Source organism: Kocuria oxytropis (assembly GCF_040981195.1).
Classification (GTDB): domain Bacteria; phylum Actinomycetota; class Actinomycetes; order Actinomycetales; family Micrococcaceae; genus Kocuria; species Kocuria oxytropis.
Genome location: NZ_JAVFXA010000001.1, coordinates 490380 through 506355 on the forward strand (window position 1 = coordinate 490380; position 15976 = coordinate 506355).

Sequence of the window (15976 nt, forward strand, 5' to 3'; positions counted from 1 at the left end):
GCCTCCCGCCCGCCGCGAGGGGTCCCGTTCCGCCTCCCTCCCGCCGCGAGGAGTCGCGTTCTGCCTCCGCCCGCCGCGAGGGGTCCCGTTCCGCCCCCCTCCCGCCGCGAGGAGTCCCGTTCCGCCCCCCTCCCGCCGCGAGGAGTCCCGTTCCGCCCCCCTCCCGCCGCGAGGAGTCGCGTTCTGCCTCCGCCCGCCGCGAGGGGTCGCGTCCTGTCGGAGTGTGCCGCTCTTACCGACAGATTTGGACCCGCCGGCGGAGGGGGCTGCGGAGCGCGCCTCGTCCGGCAGCGGCGCACCACCTCCCGGTTGCGATGGCACATGATGGGTAGCCTGAGGCCATGCCGCAGACCTTCCCGGAGTCCCCGGAGTTCCCGCCCGGCTTCGAGGCGGAGCAGTGCGTCTGGGAGGCGCTGCGGGCGCAGCTCCCGGAGGACGCGGTGCTGATCTCGGGGCAGCGCATCACCGGGGACGCGGTCGAGGCGGAGCTGGACCTCCTGGTGCTCTGGCCGGGGGTGGGCAACGCGGTGATCGAGGTGAAGGGCGGCCAGGTCTCGGTCCGGAACGGGCAGTGGCACCAGTCCGGCCGGGGCGGTGCGCACCGGCTGAAGCGGTCGCCGCTGGAGCAGGCCCGGTCCGGGATGCACGCCCTCCTGGACTACCTGGCGCCGCGGCTGTCCCGTGGGGGCGGGCGGACCACGTTCTTCGCCGCCCTGCCCTACACGAGCCTGCCCGAGGACTGGGACGTCCCCGACGCCCCGCGGGACCGGCTGTTCGACCGCACCGACCTGGACGGCATCACCGGACGGCTGCAGCAGGTGCTGAGCCGCAGCACGCAGGCCTACCACCCACCGGACGCGGCCACCGTGGAGCTGGTCGTCAAGAACCTGCGCCGGACCCACCTGTCCCTGCGCAACGTGCAGGACCTCGCCCGGGAGCTCGAGGACTCCGGCAATCAGCTCACCCGGGAGCAGGAGCGCACCCTGTCCCTGCTGCGGTGGCAGCACCGCGCGCAGATCACAGGAGGCGCCGGTTCCGGCAAGACCCATCTGGCGATGCTCAAGGCCCGCCGGCTGACCCGCGACGGGCACCGCACGGCGCTCGTGTGCTACTCCCGGGGGCTCGCGCGGTACTTCGAGCTGATGTCCCGGGCGTGGCCGGAGGAGGAGCGCCCGGCGTACATCGGGCTGTTCCACCGACTGCCCGTCGAGTGGGGCGCGGAGCCCGGCGAGGACCACGACCCCGGCTACTGGGAGCACCGGCTCCCCCAACGGCTGCGGGAGCTGGCCGCCGCCCGTCCGGACGGGGACCGGTTCGACGCGATCGTCGTGGACGAGGCACAGGACTTCGGGGAGCTGTGGTGGGAGGCGCTCGTCCAGTGCCTCGAGGACCCGGACCACGGCGTGCTGTTCGTGTTCACCGACGAGCACCAGCGCATCTTCGACCGGGACGGTCAGGCCCCGATCGACCTCAGCCCGTTCCCGCTGGACGACAACCTGCGCAACACCGCCACCATCGCCCGGGCCTTCGCCCCGCTGGCCCGGGAGCCGCAGCGGTGCAGGAACGAGGAGGGCCCGGCGGTGCGGTTCGTCGACGTTGAGCCGCGGGCGGTCCTGGAGCTCGCCGACGACGCCGTGGTCGCCCTCCAGGACGAGGGGTGGGACCCGGGCCGCATCGCCCTGCTGACCACCGGCAGGCGCCACCCGGTGCAGCGGGAGATCGTGGACGCAGAGGGCTTCGGCGCCTACTGGGACGGCCACTTCGCGGAGGAGGACGTGTTCTACGGGCACGTCCTGGGCTTCAAGGGCCTTGAGCGCTCGGCCGTGGTCCTGGCGGTCAACGGATTCCAGGACATGGCCCGGGCTCGCCACATGGTCTACGTGGGCATGTCCCGCGCGAGGTCGCTGCTCGTCGTCGTCGGGCCCCGGGAGGTCGTGGAGGAGGCCGCCGGCCCGGACCTGGTGGCTGCGCTCGACGCGGGCGAGGCGTGGCGCCCGCCCGCGGGCTGACCCGGAGCCGCCCCGACCTGCCGCCCCGCGGGCGGGCCGCGTCAGGTGAGGTCGCTGATCAGCCGCGCCAGGATGTCGTTCATCGCCAGCAGCCCGATGAGCTCGTTGCCCTGCACCACCACCAGGCGGTTGAGGCGGAAGCGGGCCATCAGTGCCGCGGCCTGGTTCACGGAGAGGCCCTCGCCGACGGTGACCACCGGTTTCACGGCGGCGTCGTAGACGTTGAGGAGGTCCACGTCCCCCTCCTCCGCCACGATGGACTGCAGCAGCTCGCTGTAGCTGAGCAGCCCGTAGCCGTCATGGGGGTGCTGCGGCTCCACCACCAGGCTCTTGACCTGCCGGGTGCGCATCATCGCCAGCGCCTCCCGCAGCGTGCTGTAGGGGGAGATGGTGATGACGTCGCGCACCATGACGTCCTGGACGGTCAGCACGGGGTTCCTCCTGGGGTCTCGGACGGGGCGGGGGTCGGTTCAGGCGCCCTCGCGGCGCAGGTGCTCCTCGAACCGGGCGACCTGCTGCATGTCGATGCCGGTGAGGTGGTCGATGGGCACGGTGAAGGCGATGCCGCGGGTGCCGTCCTCGTCGACGAGCAGCTCGTGCATCGCCTTGAGGATGGGCGTGGCCAGGTGGGTGCCCACGACCATCAGGAGCACGGTCTGGGCGCCCTCGAACGTCAGGCCGAAGAACGTCCGCTTGGTCTCGCCGCCGATGCCCTTGCCCGGGAGGATGGTCACTCCGGTGGCCCCGGCGCGCTGGGCCTGCTCGATGACGGTGTCCTCGAGATCGTCGGGGGCGATGACCACCACGGCGGTGAACTTCATGTCGGCTCCTTGTCCGGTCGGGAGATCCTCTCCAGGATCATGGCGTACCCGAGCACCGAGAGGATCGGGAAGATGGAGGCGAAGGCGATCAGCCCGAAGCCGTCGATCAGCACGTCCCGGCCCTCGATCGCCCCCGCGAGCCCGATGCCCAGGGCGGTCACGAGGGGCACGGTGACCTCCGAGGTGGTCACGCCCCCGAGGTCGAAGGCCAGGGCCACGACGTGCTGCGGAGCCAGGAGGACCAGGACGAGGACCACGGCGTAGGCCCCCATGATCACGTAGTGCAGCGGTGCTCCCACGAGGATGCGGTACACGCCCAGGGTGATACCGGCCGCCACGCCGAGGGCCACGACGAGCCGGATGGTGCCGCCGCGGATCCGGCCGGGCGAGGCCGCCTCCGCCTGCTCGCCGATGGCCACCAGGGCAGGCTCGGCCAGGGTCGTCGCGAAGCCGATGAGCAGGGCGAAGAGCAGGATCAGGGCGGGGGCGCCGCGCTCCACCAGCTGCTCGGCCATCATCGTCCCGAGCGGGAACAGCCCGATCTCGAGTCCGACGACGAACGCCCAGAGCCCCACGAGGACGAGCACGAAGCCCACGGCGACCCGCAGCCGGTGGGTCAGGCCGCGGCGCAGCACGACGTACTGGAAGAACAGGACCACCAGCACCATGGGCAGGATGTCCCGGACCATCTCCGCGAGGCCCAGGACGTGGACCGGCACCCAGTGCCCGGGGGCGCCGTCCGGGACGGCGGCGCCGGCGGTCACGGCGTCGGCGGTCGCGGCGCCGGTGCCGGCAGTCGCGGTGCCGGCGCCGAGGGTGTAGACCCAGATGCCGTAGAGCTGCACGCCGATCATGGGCACCATGACGCACAGGGCCACGAGGCCGAAGCCGTCCGAGAGCGCGCTGCGGCCCCGGATGGAGTTGGCCAGCCCGATCCCGATGGCGGCGACGAGGGGCACGGTGACGATGTTCGTGGTGACGCCGCCGGAGTCGTAGGCGAGGCCCACGATCTCCGGGGGCGCCGCGTAGGTGGCGAGGAGAACGAGCCCGTAGCCGGGGATCAGCAGCCTCTGCACGGCCCAGCCGCGGAGGATGCGCAGGATGCCGAGGACGAGCACCGCGCCCACGGACACGGCGATGACGAGGCGCAGGACGAGGGCGTCCACGCGCCCCTCGCTCACCAGCTCGGCCTGCCCGGCCACGGCGATCAGGGCGGGCTCGGCGACCACGGCGGCGAAGCCGATGGCGAAGCCGAACGGGAGCAGCAGGCCCAGGGCACCGCGGCGGGCGAACTGGTGGGCCAGGTCCTTGCCCACGGGGAAGACGCTGAGGTCCAGGCCCTGCAGGAACAGGGCGATGCCGGCGCCCACGATCAGCAGCCCGACCACGAGCCGCAGGGGCTGGTCCGGGGCCTGCCGGAACACGGCCAGCTGGAACACCACGACCACGGCCACGATGGGCAGCAGGCTCCGCAGGGCTCTCAGGAACTCCCGCGTGAAGTGCGTGACGTGCTCCATGGGCGCTGCCGGACCTCCTCCGGGGGAGCCGCGGGCGGGAGTCTCTGCCCCCAGTGTCCCGCGCCGCGCCTGCGGCCGTCTACCGGGTGCTGCCGGTGGCCTCCTCGTCCTCGGACCCGACTCCGGCGAGCTCCTCCTGGGAGCCGTGCCCCGTGCGCGCCCGGGTGCGGGCGTCCACGGCCAGCAGGGCCAGGACGACGACGGAGCCCGCCGCGGCCGCGAGCAGCTGGACCCACCAGTCCCCCGCGGGGGAGAGCAGGGTGCGGTCCTCGAGCTGCCAGGGCCACAGGGTGCGCAGGGCACCGAGCATGAGCCCGGTGAGCGCGAGCATGGTGACGCGGTGATGGTGGTCGAGGAGCCACTGCAGTCCCTTGACGATGACCACCATGCCCAGGGCGGCCCCGAGGAAGAACAGGGACAGGTAGCCGAGGTCGAGCTCGTCGACCGCCCGCAGCGTCGGCTGGTAGAGCCCGATGGTCAGGAGCAGGAAGGAGCCGGAGAGCCCGGGCAGCAGCAGCGCGGACACCGCGACCATGGCCGCGAGCACGACGAGCAGCGGGGCCGGCGCCACCGTGGTGGGCGGAACGGACACGAGCACGAACGCGAGCACCGCCGCGAGCGCCACCACGGCGGCGTCCCGGGCGCGCAGGGCCCCGCCGGCCAGGCGCAGGGGCACCCCGATCGAGGCCAGGACCATGCCGAAGAACAGCGCCCGCATGGTCACCGGGTACTCCTCGACGAGGTGGCTCATCGGGCCGGCCACGGTGAGCAGGGCCGCGACCATCCCGATCACCACGGGCACCACGATCCGCCAGTGCACCCGGGCCAGGTGGTGCCGCACCCCGGCGGCCCGGTCCGGCCCGAGCAGCGCCCGCCGGCCGGCGGAGACCACGTGGCCGGCGGAGTTGATGAGCTCGTCGTAGATGCCCACCACGAGGGCCACGGTGCCGCCGCTGACCCCGGGCACGGTCTCCACCACGCCGATGAGCGCGCCGCGCACCACGTTGCCGGGGATGCTGCGGCGGACCTCCCCGCCGGCGTGGGCGGCGGGGGTCGTGGTGGCCGGAGAGGTCGAGGGACGGTCCGGGGGCGACGAGGGCGTCACGGGAGCTCCTGAGCGGTGGGGGTCGGGCAGGGACGAGGGTCGCCTGCCAGGCTACCGGGGCTCCGGACCGCCCCGGCGTCCCGGTGTGCCGTGGGTCACCGGTGCGTAGACTGGCCCGACCCGCGCGCCGTCGATCCAGGAGCCCGCCATGAAGCCCGACCACGACGATCCCGCCCCGACCCGCGGCACCTCCGCGGCCGGCTCGGCGCGGCCGGCGCCGGCCGCGCCCGGCAGGCCTGAGCGGTCATGAGCGACGTCGTCGTCGCCACCGGGCACGGGCAGATGCCCGTGTACGTGGCGGTGCCGGAGGGCCCGGGGCCCTGGCCCGGTGTGGTGCTCGTGCACGACTTCACCGGGATGAGCCAGGACCTGCGCCACCAGGCGGACTGGCTGGCGGGCGAGGGCTTCCTCGCCGCCGCCCCGGACCTCTTCCACTGGGGCGGCCGGCTCCGCTGCCTGCGCACGGTCATGAAGGACATCGGTGCCCGCCGGGGCCGCACGTTCGACGACGTCGAGGCGGTCCGGTCCTGGCTCGCGGCGCGTCCGGACTGCACCGGCCGGATCGGGGTGATCGGCTTCTGCATGGGCGGCGGCTACGCGCTCGCGCTGGCCGCGGAGCACGGGTTCTCGGCGGCGAGCACGAACTACGGCGGGTGTCCCGCGGGCGCCGAGCAGTGGCTGCCGAGCGCCTGCCCGATCGTGGGCAGCTACGGCGGGGCGGACACCACGCCCCTGGGCGGGGACGCCGGCCGCCGGCTGGAGGGCATCCTCACGGAGACCGGGGTGGAGCACGACATCAGGATCTACCCCGGCGTGGGCCACGGCTTCATGAACGACCACGACCCCGCCGACCTCTCCCCGATGCTCCGGGTCCTCGGCCGGTTCAGCCGCACCGCCTACGACGATCCCGCGACCCAGGACGCCCGGCGCAGGATCGCCGCGTTCTTCGACCGGCACCTGCGGGAGCGCACCGGCCCGGACGTCCCGCAGGGCTCCGGCGGCTGAGGATACGGTGCGGGCGGGCGCGCGACACGGATGACGGTGTGCGACGAGGAATTCGTGACGTGTTGTTGTTCACGCGCCCGACCGGGACGGCCGTCACAGAACCGCGCCCCCGACACGCCCTGGACAACCGCTGCAGGTTGCCGTCCGGGGAAGGGTGTGACGAAGCTCAAGACGCCCGGGCCGTTTGTCAAATCGGGGTGTCCGCACAGGTCGCGACGAACAGGGCACCATGGAAGCACGAGCACGAGCACGACAACGACGATGGGAGGTGGCGTCATGACCGCTGCTGAGAAGTGGATGACCGACCTGAGCCGGATCCAGCCGGGCGACCGGCTGGAGATCTGGGACGAGTTCTACGAGAGCTGCATCGGCACCGTGGGGCAGGTCTCGCACTCCCTGGGCGTGCTGTGGATCCTGGAGGCCGGTACCGGTGTCCGCCGGCTGTTCTCCTTCGAGGGCTGCCGCCTGCGCCCCGCACCCCTGGCCCTCGCGGCCTGAGCGCACCCGCTCCACGACGCCCGGCCGGGCCGGTTCCCACCGGCGCCCGGCCGGGCGTCGTCGTGCCCGCGTCCCGCCGGTCCCGGCACGGCACGGCACGGCACGGCACGGCAGGATGGACCCATGAGCATCCTCATCGGCCTGGACATCGGCGGCACCACGACCCACGGTCTGCGCAGCGAGGACGGCCACCCGGTGCGCGAGACGGTGGGCGGCAGCGCCAACGTGCAGAACGTCAGTCCCGGTGAGGCGTCCCGCGCCCTGGCGGGCGTCCTCGGCGAGCTGGGCGCCTCCGGCGCGGACGTGGTCGTGGCAGGAGCCGGCGGCGTCGACACGGACGCCGACGCCGAGGCGCTGCGCGCGCTCATCGCCCCGCACGCGGGTGCGGCGCGCGTCGTCGTGGTGCACGACACCCGGCTGGTCCTCGCCGCCGGCGGGTGCCGCACCGGCATCGCGGTCATCGCCGGGACCGGCTCCGCAGCGTGGGGCGCCGCCCCGGACGGCCGGGAGGCCCGCGCCGGCGGCTGGGGGCACCTGCTGGGCGACGAGGGCAGCGGCTACTGGCTGGGCCGCGAGCTCGTGCGCCGCGCCCTGGCCCGCCTCGACGACGGCCTGCTCCCCGACGCCCTGGACCGGGCGGTGCTGGCGCACTGCGGGATCGACGAGCCCGGCCGGCTCATCCAGCGGTTCCACGCCCGCGCGGACCGCGGGTTCTGGGCCGGGCTCTCGCGGGTGGCGTTCGAGGCCGCGCCGCACGACGACGACGCCCTGCAGCTCGTGGACCGGGCGGCCGCGGCGCTGGCCGACCTCGCCGCCACCGTGGCCCGGCGGCTCGAGCTCACCGGTCCGGTGGTGGTGGGCGGCGGCCTGGCGCGGCACCAGCCGCTGCTGCGGCAGCGGCTGCGGGAGGCCTCCGCGGCCCGCGGTCTCGGGGAGCTGCGGGTGCTCGAGCGCGACCCCGTGCACGGCGCCGCGGTCCTCGCCGAGCGCCGGTGAGCGACGGGGCGCGGCCGGGCCCTACCCTGAACGGGTGACCACCCTCGCTCCCGCCCGCGGCCCCGCTCTGCGCCCGACCCTCTACGTCCTGGCCGCGGTCGTCTCCGTGCAGTTCGGCGGTGCCCTCGCCGCGGTCCTCGTGCCCCTGATCGGGGCCTCGGCCACGGTGACCCTGCGGCTGCTGCTCAGCGCGGCGATCATGCTGGCCGTCATCCGGCCGCGGCTGCGCGGGCGCACCCGGCAGGCCTGGCGCTCCGGACTGTTCTTCGGGGCGGCCCTGGCGGGGATGAACTTCGCGTTCTACCAGTCCCTGGCCACCCTGCCGCTGGGCGTGGCGGTGACCGTCGAGTTCCTGGGCCCGCTGACGCTCTCGGCGGTGCTCTCCCGCCGCCCCCGGGACGTCCTAGCCGTGCTGGCGGCCCTGGCCGGGATCGTGCTCATCTCCCAGGCCCTCACCGTGCCCTGGGCGGAGCTCGACCTCGCCGGCATCGCGTGGGCCGCGCTGGCGGGGGCGGGGTGGGCCGCCTACATCCTCGGCAGCCGGTCCGCGGGCCGGCACTTCGACCAGCTGGACGGGCTCGCCGTGGCGCTGGCCGTGGCCGCGGTCCTCGTCACCCCCGTGGGCGTCCTCACGGCGCACGCCCCCGCCGTGACCTGGGCCGTGCTGGGCGCCGGGGCCGGCATCGCGATGCTCTCCTCGGTGGTCCCGTACTCCCTCGAGCTGCTGGCGCTGCGGGCCATCCCGCCCAAGGTCTTCGGCATCCTGCTGAGCCTGGAGCCCGCGGTCGCGGCCCTCGCGGGGCTGCTGGTCCTCGGTCAGGCGCTCACGGGCCTGCAGCTCGTGGGCATGGCCCTGGTGGTGGCCGCGAGCGCCGTGGTCATGGTGGGAGCCGGCACGCCCGAGCTCACGACGGAGGCCGCGGCGGCCCCCGAGACCCGGCCCAACTGATCAGCCCCCTGTTCGATGTCGGACGTCCGTGATGAGATGGTTCCCATGGAAGCCAACGAGATCATGGACCGCATCCGCTCCGCCCGCGACCACGCCCTGGAGCAGGAGCGCGAGGAGCGCAGCAACATCGCCGACGCCGACACCGCGGACAAGCAGGGCGCCGCGAGCGTGCGCCTGGCCACCCGCCAGGCCGTGCGCGAGGCCTTCGACGACATCCTCGGCGAGACCTCCGACCCCGAGCAGGACGGCTGAGCCCCGGCGCGGCGGGGCGCACGCCCCGCACGACGAGCTCCCCGGGAGGGTCCCGGTGACCCGCGCGGCCGTGGTCGGCGCGGGCATCGTGGGCCTGGCCACCGCCCACGCCCTGCAGGCGCGCGGCGCCGACGTCACCGTCTACGAGTCCGGTCCGCCCGGCGGCGGCCAGTCCGCCGGGCAGTCCCGGATCTTCCGCCATGCCCACGAGGACCCGCGGCTGATCGCCCTCGTGGTGCGCAGCCGGTCCCTGTGGCGGGCGTGGGAGCACGAGTTCGGCACCGAGCTCGTCTCCCCCGACGGCGCCGTGGCGATCGGGGACGGGGTCGAGGACAAGCTCCGCACCCTGGCGCCGTTCGACGACGTCCCGGTGCGGCGGCTCTCCCCGGACGAGCTGCACGAGCGGCTGCCGCTGCTGGCCGGTTGGACCGGCCCCGCGATGCTCGACGTCCACGGCGGCGCCATCCGCACCCTCGCCGCCGTGGCGGCGCTGACGCACCGGCTCGAGGGGTCGCTGCTGCGCGAGCACGTGCTCTCGGTGCGGCGCACGGGTCCCCGGTCCACCGAGGTGCGCACCGGGACCGGCTGCGAGAGCTACGACCACGTGGTGCTGTGCGCCGGCCGCGGCACCGCCCCGCTGGCCCGCGGCGCCGGGCTCGAGCTGCCGGTGGAGCTCGGCGCGCACGTGCGCCTCACCTTCGCCCTGGCCCCGGCCGGGGAGGCCCCCGGCGGACCGGCCCCCGGTGCCGCCCGCGGCCTCCCGACCCTCCAGGACGGCAGCGGGGACTTCGGGGAGACCGGCGTGTACGCCGCGCCGTACCCGGACGGCCGCCACTACTCCGTGGGCCTCAGCGCCGACACCCCCGCCCGCGCGGACGGGGGCCTGGCCGATCCGGCGGAGCTCGCGGCGCTGGCGGACCGGACCGTGGCCTACGTGCGGCGCGCCCTGCCCGGGCTGGATCCGCGCCCCGTGGACCACGTGCACTGCTGGGTCACCCGGCTGCCGTGGGGCGAGGACGGCGTGGGCGTCTGGTCCGAGGACGGGCTCACGGCCCTGGCCGGGCACAACCTCTTCAAGCAGGCCCCGGCGCTCGGCGAGGCGCTGGTGGAGACCGCGCTGACCGGCGTGGTCCCCGGGCACCTCCGGCACGAGGAGCGGCTGGGCCGCGCGGGCGGCTGAGGCCGCCGGGCCGCGCCGAGCCCGCAGGGCCGTGCGGTCGGCACGGCCGGGCCGCGCCGCCAGGGTGGCCGGGGCGGTTCGGCGTAGGGTCGTCGCAGGTGCCCCGCGAGCAGAAGGAGACCGCCGGTGCCGTTCTTCCTGGTCCGTCTCGTGCGACGGCTCGGCCGCCTGCGCGCCTGGGGCCTGCCGCTGCTCGTCATCGGCGTGGTCTTCCTCACCAGCTGGCCGCTCATGGCCTGGGCCGAGCCGGCCGAGAACACGATCGTGCACGCGGAGAACTACTGGTGGTGGTTCCTGGTCACCGCCTCCACCGTGGGCTACGGCGATTTCTTCCCCACGACCCTCGGCGGCCACCTGGTCGGCGTGTACGTCATCGTCGGCGGCATCGCCACCCTGACCCTCATCTTCACCCGGATCGCCACCGCGATCGAGAACGCGAGAGGACAGCGCATGAAGGGCCGGACCGAGCTCGACGTGTCGGACCACCTGGTGATCCTCGGCTACACCCCCGGGCGCACCGAGCGGCTGATCGAGGAGCTCACCGGGGACGGCACCGGGTCGATCGTGCTGGGCGCGTGGGAGGACGTGCCGCAGCACCCGTTGCCCGAGCACCCCGGTGTCGCGTTCGTCCGGGGCGACCTCACCGAGGAGACCGTGCTGCGCCGCGCGGGCCTGCACCGCACGGCGCGCGTGCTCGTCGACGCGCGGGACGACAACGAGGCGCTCACCCTCACCGTGGCGGTCACGCACGTGAACCCGGACGCCCACGTCGTCGTGACCCTGCGCGACATGGGCCGGGCCCGCAACTTCTTCTACGTCGACGACGACGTGCGCTGCGTGCAGTGGCACTCGCCGCGCCTGGCGACCGAGGAGCTGCAGGACCCGGGCATCGCCGCGGTCTACGCCGAGCTGATGACCCACGGCGGGCGGAACACCTACAGCGCCCCGCTGCCCTCCGGGCTGGCCGGCACGGGCTTCGGCCGGGTCCAGGAGGCCCTGGGCCGCGGGTTCGGCGCCACCGTGCTCGCCGTCCAGCACGGTGGCGCGCTGCTCGACCCGGGGTGGGAGACCCCGCTGCCGGAGGGCTCCGTGCTGTTCTACGTGGGCACCAGCCGCCTCACGGCGGAGGAGATCGCCGCCTGCTGCTCGGCATGAGGCCGCCCCCGCCGGGCACGGCCCGTCCCCGGACAGCGCGTCCGAGGCGACCTCTAGCCTGGGAGGTGCCGGAGATCACAGAAGGTGACGGCAGGACCACGGGCCCCGCCGCGACGTCCCCGGCGGCACCGCTGCACCCGCTCCCCGGAAGGACCCCCGTCATGACCACGCACACCGAACCCTGGCCGGCCGGCACACCCTGCTGGGTGGATCTCATGGCCTCGGACCTGGGCCGCACCCAGGACTTCTACCGCGACGTGCTGGGCTGGGACTTCAGCGAGTCCCAGCCCGAGTACGGCGGCTACTGCAACGCCCTGCTCGGCGACCGCCCCGTCGCCGGGCTCTCCCCGACCATGGAGGGCATGGAGGACGCCCCGCACGTGTGGACCGTCTACCTCGCCACCGAGGACATCGCCGCCCACGCCGCACGGGCGGCCGGGGCCGGGGCCACGCCGGTGTACGAGCCCATGCAGGTCGAGCCCTTCGGGTGGATGGGGATGTGGGCCGATCCGACCGGGGCGGCCTTCGGCCTCTGGCAGGCCGGGGAGCACACCGGGTTCACCGCCTTCGGCGAGCCCGGCGCGGTGGTCTGGTGCGACCTCATGACCGCCGACCCGGCCCGCGCCCGGCAGTTCTACGCCGCGGTCTTCGGCTACGACTACCAGGACATCGGCGACGAGGGCATGCCCTACGCCCTGTTCACCGTCCCCGGCGGGCAGAGGCCGGCCGGCGGGTTCGGCGGCCCGGACCCGGAGTCCCCCGACGCCCCACCGGCCTGGTCGGTGGTGTTCCAGGTCTCCGACGTCGACGCGGCCGCGCAGCGGGTGCGCGAGGCCGGCGGCTCGATCCACCGGGAGCCCTTCGACTTCGAGTTCGGCCGGATGACGGTCGCCGCCGGCCCGGACCGGGAGGTCTTCGTGCTGATGACCCCCGCGGAGGACATGTAGGCCCCTGCTGGGGCGCCTCGGGCCCGGCCCAGGCGCCCCAGCGCCACGGCGACCGGCCGGGCGCCGGCCAGGCCGGGGAGGGCCGCGAGGTCCTCGTCCAGCCTCAGCAGATCGGCACGGGCGTCCGGATCGGCGAACAGACGGCCGACCCACGGCCGCGCCGGCCCGGGGCCGGCGTAGCGGGTCCCGGGCCAGCACCACCGGGCCACCGCGGCCCGGGCGAGTCGGCGTGCGCCCGCGCTGCGGGCCAGCGCGGTCCGGGCCTCCTCGGCGAAGAACGCCAGGTGCCGTTCCTTGACACGCACGATCTCCCGGGCCGTGGCGGTCAGCCGGGGCTCAGTGGCGCCCAGCCGGCGGTACACCGCCGCGAGCACGGCGGTGTCGAGCCCCGCGGCGGCCATCTGTCCTCCCGTGACGTCGGCGCCCAGCAGGTTGCTCGCCACGGCGGCGAGCGCGGGCCGGGCCCGCTCGTCCCAGCCCCGCCGGACCCGCCCGCGGCGCGTGCCGGCGGGCTCCTGCACCGCCCGTCCGTGAGCGGTCAGGACCGCCCCGAGGGACTCGGCGAGCCAGTGCTGCTCGTAGCCCCACGCGGTGAGGAAGGCGGTCACCCGGGACTCGGCGTGGGTGGGCGTCACCAGGACGTCCCGCAGCCGGTCCAGCAGACCGCGCTCGACGCACCACAGGTGCACCAGCACGTCGAGGGTCTCCGGGGCGAGCCCGTGCAGGCAGGCCGGGTCGAGGTCCGCGGGGCGCAGGTCGTACGGGTCGCGCGCATAGGCGCGCACGTCGAACCGGGGAACGGGCACGCCGGCGGCCGTGCTCACGCCGGCACGCCCCTGGCGTCCAGGGCGTCGGCCACCACGCGCAGACCGTCCATGCCGGGCAGCTTCGCGATCTGGCGGTCGATGGCCTCGATCTCCCTGCGGCCCTCGGGGCCGGCGAAGAGGTGGCCCATGACGTGGGTGACCTCCTCCTCGCTCGAGACGCCGGAGCCCACGGGCTGCCAGGCGGTGCGCAGTGCCAGGCGTGCCAGCTTCTGTGCCTTCGGGTTGTCCTGCAGCCGGGCGCGGGCCTGGGTGGTGTAGAAGGCGATGTGCTTGGTCTCCTGGGCGGCGATGCGCCGCAGCAGCGGGGCGAGCACCGGGTTCTCCTCGAGCACCGCCAGGCGCCGGTAGGCGGCCGCGGCCGAGCGCTCGTTCACCGCACCCCAGAGCATGTGCACGGCGACGAAGTCCGTGCCCACCAGGCCGGACAGCAGCGACTGCTTCACCGGGCCGAGCCGGTCGCGCCAGCCCAGCTTGACCCGCTTGGCCTTGACCTCGTCGAAGGCCACGGTGATGCCGTGCAGGGACAGCACGTGGGCCAGGGCCTCGCCGTGCCAGAACTCCTCCCGGTTCCACAGGGTCATGAAGGTGGCGACCTCCGGGTCCTTGCGGGAGGGGCTGACGAGCATGTCCCGCAGGTAGCAGACGGTGTGGAACTCGACGTCGCACATGTACCGCAGCGTGCGCAGCGTCTCCGGGGGCAGGGGGTCCTCCCGCAGCGCGTCCAGTCCGAGGTCCTCCCAGTGCAGACTGGTGGACTCCTCGGCGAACCGGTCGATGTCGAAGGCCATGATGCCTGTTCTCCTCCTCGGTGGGGTGCTCTCGTGGAGGTGTTCGGCGCCGAGGAGACGGCGGATGGGTCGGCCGGGTCCGCGGCGGGCGGGGGCACCTGCCCTACGATGTGGTCATGCGTTCGGCAGCGACCGTGCGCGAGGTCGAGGAGCACTGACATGACACCGGTCATCCGCGCGCACGGACTCGTGAAGGACTACGGGCGCACCCGTGCCCTGCACGGCGTGGACCTCAACGTGCAGGCCGGGGAGGTCTTCGGCTTCCTGGGGCCCAACGGCTCCGGCAAGTCCACCACCATCCGGCTGCTCATGGACCTGCTGCGGCCCACGGCGGGGGAGGTCGAGGTCCTCGGCACCGCGCCCTCCGCCGGCGGGCCCGCGCTGCGCGCGCGGATCGGCTACCTGCCCGGCGAGCTCTCCTTCCCCGCCCGGATGAGCGCCGGGGACTACCTCGGCTACCTCGCCGCCCTGCGCGGCGGCCGGGGGCGGCGCCGCACCGGCGAGCTCGCGGAGCGGCTCTCCCTGGACCTGTCCCGCCCCCTGCGGGCGCTGTCCAAGGGCAACAAGCAGAAGGTGGGCCTGGTCCAGGCCTTCATGCACGAACCCGAGCTGCTCGTCCTGGACGAGCCGACCAGCGGCCTGGACCCGCTGCTGCAGCGGGAGTTCCTGCTCCTCGTCCGCGAGGCCGGTGCCGCCGGCGCCACCGTGTTCCTCTCGAGCCACATGCTGCAGGAGGTCGAGGAGGTCGCCGGACGCGTCGCCATCATCCGCGAGGGCCGGGTGGTCGACGTCGACGACGTCCGGGCGCTGCGGGCCCGCGCCGGGCAGCAGGTGCTCCTGCGCTTCGCCGAACCGGTGGCGCCGGCCGAGTTCGCCGGCCTGCCCGGCGTCGAGGACGCGGCCGTCGACCCCTCCGACGGCGTGACCCTGACATGCCTGCTCCGCGGGGATCCCATGCCGCTGCTGACCGCGGCGACCCGGCACCGCGTGGTCCGCTGGCAGGCGGAGGACCGCGAGCTCGAGGACCTGTTCCTGGACTTCTACCGGGGTCCCGCCGCTCCCGCCCCGCCGGGACGGCAGGACGGGCCGGGCCCCGCGGCCGGGGCCACGGAGCGGGAGGTCCTGCGGTGACCGCCCGGGGCGGCACCGTCCTGACCGCGGTGCTGCGGAGCAACCGCCGGTCGCTGCTGCTGTGGGCGTTCGCCGTCGCGGCCGTCACGGCGCTGTACACGGCGTTCTACCCCAGTGTCGGCGGCGGCCAGATGGACGCGATGCTCGAGTCCATGCCGTCCGAGTTCATCACCGCGATGGGCTTCGACAGCATGACCACGGCGGCCGGCTACGTCACCTCCACCGTGTACTCGCTGCTCGGGGCCGTCCTCACGCTGGTGTGCGCGATCGGCCTGGGCGCCCGCCTGGTCGCCGGGCAGGAGGAGGACGGCACGCTGGAGCTCGAGCTCAGCGCGCCCGTCTCGCGGCGCAGGGTCTACGCCGAGCGCCTGGCGGCCCTGTGGCTGACGGTCCTCGTGCTGATCCTGGCCCTCAGCGCCTCGCTGGGCGTGCTCTCCGCCGCGCTGGAGCTCGGCCTCACGGCCACGAACGTGGCCGCGGCGAGCACGGGGCTGCTGCTGTTCGGGGGCGCCCTGGGCACCGTGGCGTTCGCCGTGGGGGCCGCGACCGGCCGGCGCGGGCTCGCCCTGGGCACGGCCGCGTCCGCCGCGGTGGCCTCCTACCTGCTCAGCTACCTCTCCCCCATCGCGGAGGCGCCGTGGATGGAGCAGCTCTCCCCCTTCCACTGGTACATCGGCGCCGAACCGCTGGCCACCGGCTTCGACGGGCCGGGCCTGGCGCTGCTGGCCGCCCTGGCGGTGCTGGCGGCCCTCGGCGGCGCCGTCTCCTTCGCCCGCCGCGACCTCATGGTCTGAGG

16 protein-coding genes are annotated in these 15976 nt (G+C 74.7%); 11 read left to right on the forward strand and 5 right to left on the reverse strand.

Going from position 1 to position 15976, the window contains the following annotated elements:
* Positions 1-341 precede the first annotated feature (341 nt).
* Positions 342-2009 (forward strand): NERD domain-containing protein, encoded by a 1668-nt coding sequence (locus QYM41_RS02260; RefSeq protein WP_368798103.1) that lies wholly within the window; start codon positions 342-344, stop codon positions 2007-2009.
* A gap of 41 nt (positions 2010-2050) precedes the next feature.
* On the opposite strand, the gene QYM41_RS02265 is transcribed toward QYM41_RS02260, so the two are convergent.
* The 4 genes from QYM41_RS02265 to QYM41_RS02280 all read right to left on the reverse strand — a co-directional run bounded on the left by QYM41_RS02265 (position 2051) and on the right by QYM41_RS02280 (position 5452).
* Positions 2051-2440, reverse strand: coding sequence for a CBS domain-containing protein (locus tag QYM41_RS02265; RefSeq protein ID WP_368798104.1), 390 nt, complete (start codon positions 2438-2440; stop codon positions 2051-2053).
* 39 nt (positions 2441-2479) lie between these two features.
* Positions 2480-2830 (reverse strand): P-II family nitrogen regulator, encoded by a 351-nt coding sequence (locus tag QYM41_RS02270; RefSeq protein ID WP_368798105.1) that lies wholly within the window; start codon positions 2828-2830, stop codon positions 2480-2482.
* A complete protein-coding gene (locus tag QYM41_RS02275; protein ID WP_368798106.1) occupies positions 2827-4347 on the reverse strand; it encodes a DUF1538 domain-containing protein in 1521 nt (506 codons plus the stop codon). The genes QYM41_RS02270 and QYM41_RS02275 overlap by 4 nt, the downstream gene beginning before the upstream one ends.
* A 79-nt stretch (positions 4348-4426) precedes the next feature.
* A complete protein-coding gene (locus QYM41_RS02280) occupies positions 4427-5452 on the reverse strand; it encodes a DUF368 domain-containing protein (RefSeq protein ID WP_368798107.1) in 1026 nt (341 codons plus the stop codon).
* 246 nt (positions 5453-5698) lie between these two features.
* Between QYM41_RS02280 and QYM41_RS02285 the strand changes: the two genes are divergently transcribed.
* The 8 genes from QYM41_RS02285 to QYM41_RS02320 all read left to right on the forward strand — a co-directional run bounded on the left by QYM41_RS02285 (position 5699) and on the right by QYM41_RS02320 (position 12434).
* The gene (locus QYM41_RS02285; protein WP_368798108.1) at positions 5699-6457 is read left to right on the forward strand and encodes a dienelactone hydrolase family protein; all 759 of its coding nucleotides are present in this window, start codon (positions 5699-5701) and stop codon (positions 6455-6457) included.
* Positions 6458-6733: 276 nt separating this feature from the next.
* Positions 6734-6955: a hypothetical protein gene (locus QYM41_RS02290; protein WP_368798109.1), complete on the forward strand. Its 222-nt coding sequence runs from the start codon at positions 6734-6736 to the stop codon at positions 6953-6955.
* A 123-nt stretch (positions 6956-7078) separates the two neighbouring features.
* Entirely contained in the window at positions 7079-7951 is an 873-nt protein-coding gene (locus tag QYM41_RS02295) for an N-acetylglucosamine kinase (protein WP_368798110.1), read from the forward strand.
* 34 nt (positions 7952-7985) lie between these two features.
* On the forward strand, positions 7986-8900 hold the full coding sequence (locus QYM41_RS02300) for an EamA family transporter (RefSeq protein ID WP_368798111.1): 915 nt from the start codon (positions 7986-7988) through the stop codon (positions 8898-8900).
* A gap of 45 nt (positions 8901-8945) precedes the next feature.
* Positions 8946-9152: a hypothetical protein gene (locus QYM41_RS02305; RefSeq protein ID WP_368798112.1), complete on the forward strand. Its 207-nt coding sequence runs from the start codon at positions 8946-8948 to the stop codon at positions 9150-9152.
* 55 nt (positions 9153-9207) lie between these two features.
* The gene (locus QYM41_RS02310; RefSeq protein ID WP_368798113.1) at positions 9208-10332 is read left to right on the forward strand and encodes an NAD(P)/FAD-dependent oxidoreductase; all 1125 of its coding nucleotides are present in this window, start codon (positions 9208-9210) and stop codon (positions 10330-10332) included.
* Positions 10333-10458: 126 nt separating this feature from the next.
* Complete coding sequence (locus tag QYM41_RS02315) at positions 10459-11487, forward strand: ion channel (protein WP_368798114.1); 1029 nt, start codon at positions 10459-10461, stop codon at positions 11485-11487.
* Between the two features lie 161 nt (positions 11488-11648).
* A complete protein-coding gene (locus QYM41_RS02320; RefSeq protein WP_368798115.1) occupies positions 11649-12434 on the forward strand; it encodes a VOC family protein in 786 nt (261 codons plus the stop codon).
* Positions 12435-13254: 820 nt separating this feature from the next.
* Here the strand turns inward: QYM41_RS02320 and QYM41_RS02325 are convergent.
* Positions 13255-14049: a ferritin family protein gene (locus tag QYM41_RS02325; RefSeq protein ID WP_368798116.1), complete on the reverse strand. Its 795-nt coding sequence runs from the start codon at positions 14047-14049 to the stop codon at positions 13255-13257.
* 159 nt (positions 14050-14208) lie between these two features.
* Between QYM41_RS02325 and QYM41_RS02330 the strand changes: the two genes are divergently transcribed.
* Complete coding sequence (locus tag QYM41_RS02330; RefSeq protein ID WP_368798117.1) at positions 14209-15180, forward strand: ABC transporter ATP-binding protein; 972 nt, start codon at positions 14209-14211, stop codon at positions 15178-15180.
* Positions 15177-15974 (forward strand): DUF2705 family protein, encoded by a 798-nt coding sequence (locus QYM41_RS02335; protein WP_368798118.1) that lies wholly within the window; start codon positions 15177-15179, stop codon positions 15972-15974. The genes QYM41_RS02330 and QYM41_RS02335 overlap by 4 nt, the downstream gene beginning before the upstream one ends.
* The last annotated feature ends 2 nt before the right edge of the window (positions 15975-15976 follow it).

Excerpts from the sequence above, each read along its gene's own strand:
- QYM41_RS02260 (WP_368798103.1), top strand. The coding sequence starts at position 342 with ATGCCGCAGACCTTCCCGGAGTCCCCGGAGTTCCCGCCCGGCTTCGAG.
- QYM41_RS02270 (WP_368798105.1), bottom strand. The coding sequence starts at position 2,830 with ATGAAGTTCACCGCCGTGGTGGTCATCGCCCCCGACGATCTCGAGGAC.
- QYM41_RS02275 (WP_368798106.1), bottom strand. The coding sequence starts at position 4,347 with ATGGAGCACGTCACGCACTTCACGCGGGAGTTCCTGAGAGCCCTGCGG.
- QYM41_RS02285 (WP_368798108.1), top strand. The coding sequence starts at position 5,699 with ATGAGCGACGTCGTCGTCGCCACCGGGCACGGGCAGATGCCCGTGTAC.
- QYM41_RS02290 (WP_368798109.1), top strand. The coding sequence starts at position 6,734 with ATGACCGCTGCTGAGAAGTGGATGACCGACCTGAGCCGGATCCAGCCG.
- QYM41_RS02295 (WP_368798110.1), top strand. The coding sequence starts at position 7,079 with ATGAGCATCCTCATCGGCCTGGACATCGGCGGCACCACGACCCACGGT.
- QYM41_RS02305 (WP_368798112.1), top strand. The coding sequence starts at position 8,946 with ATGGAAGCCAACGAGATCATGGACCGCATCCGCTCCGCCCGCGACCAC.
- QYM41_RS02320 (WP_368798115.1), top strand. The coding sequence starts at position 11,649 with ATGACCACGCACACCGAACCCTGGCCGGCCGGCACACCCTGCTGGGTG.
- QYM41_RS02325 (WP_368798116.1), bottom strand. The coding sequence starts at position 14,049 with ATGGCCTTCGACATCGACCGGTTCGCCGAGGAGTCCACCAGTCTGCAC.
- QYM41_RS02330 (WP_368798117.1), top strand. The coding sequence starts at position 14,209 with ATGACACCGGTCATCCGCGCGCACGGACTCGTGAAGGACTACGGGCGC.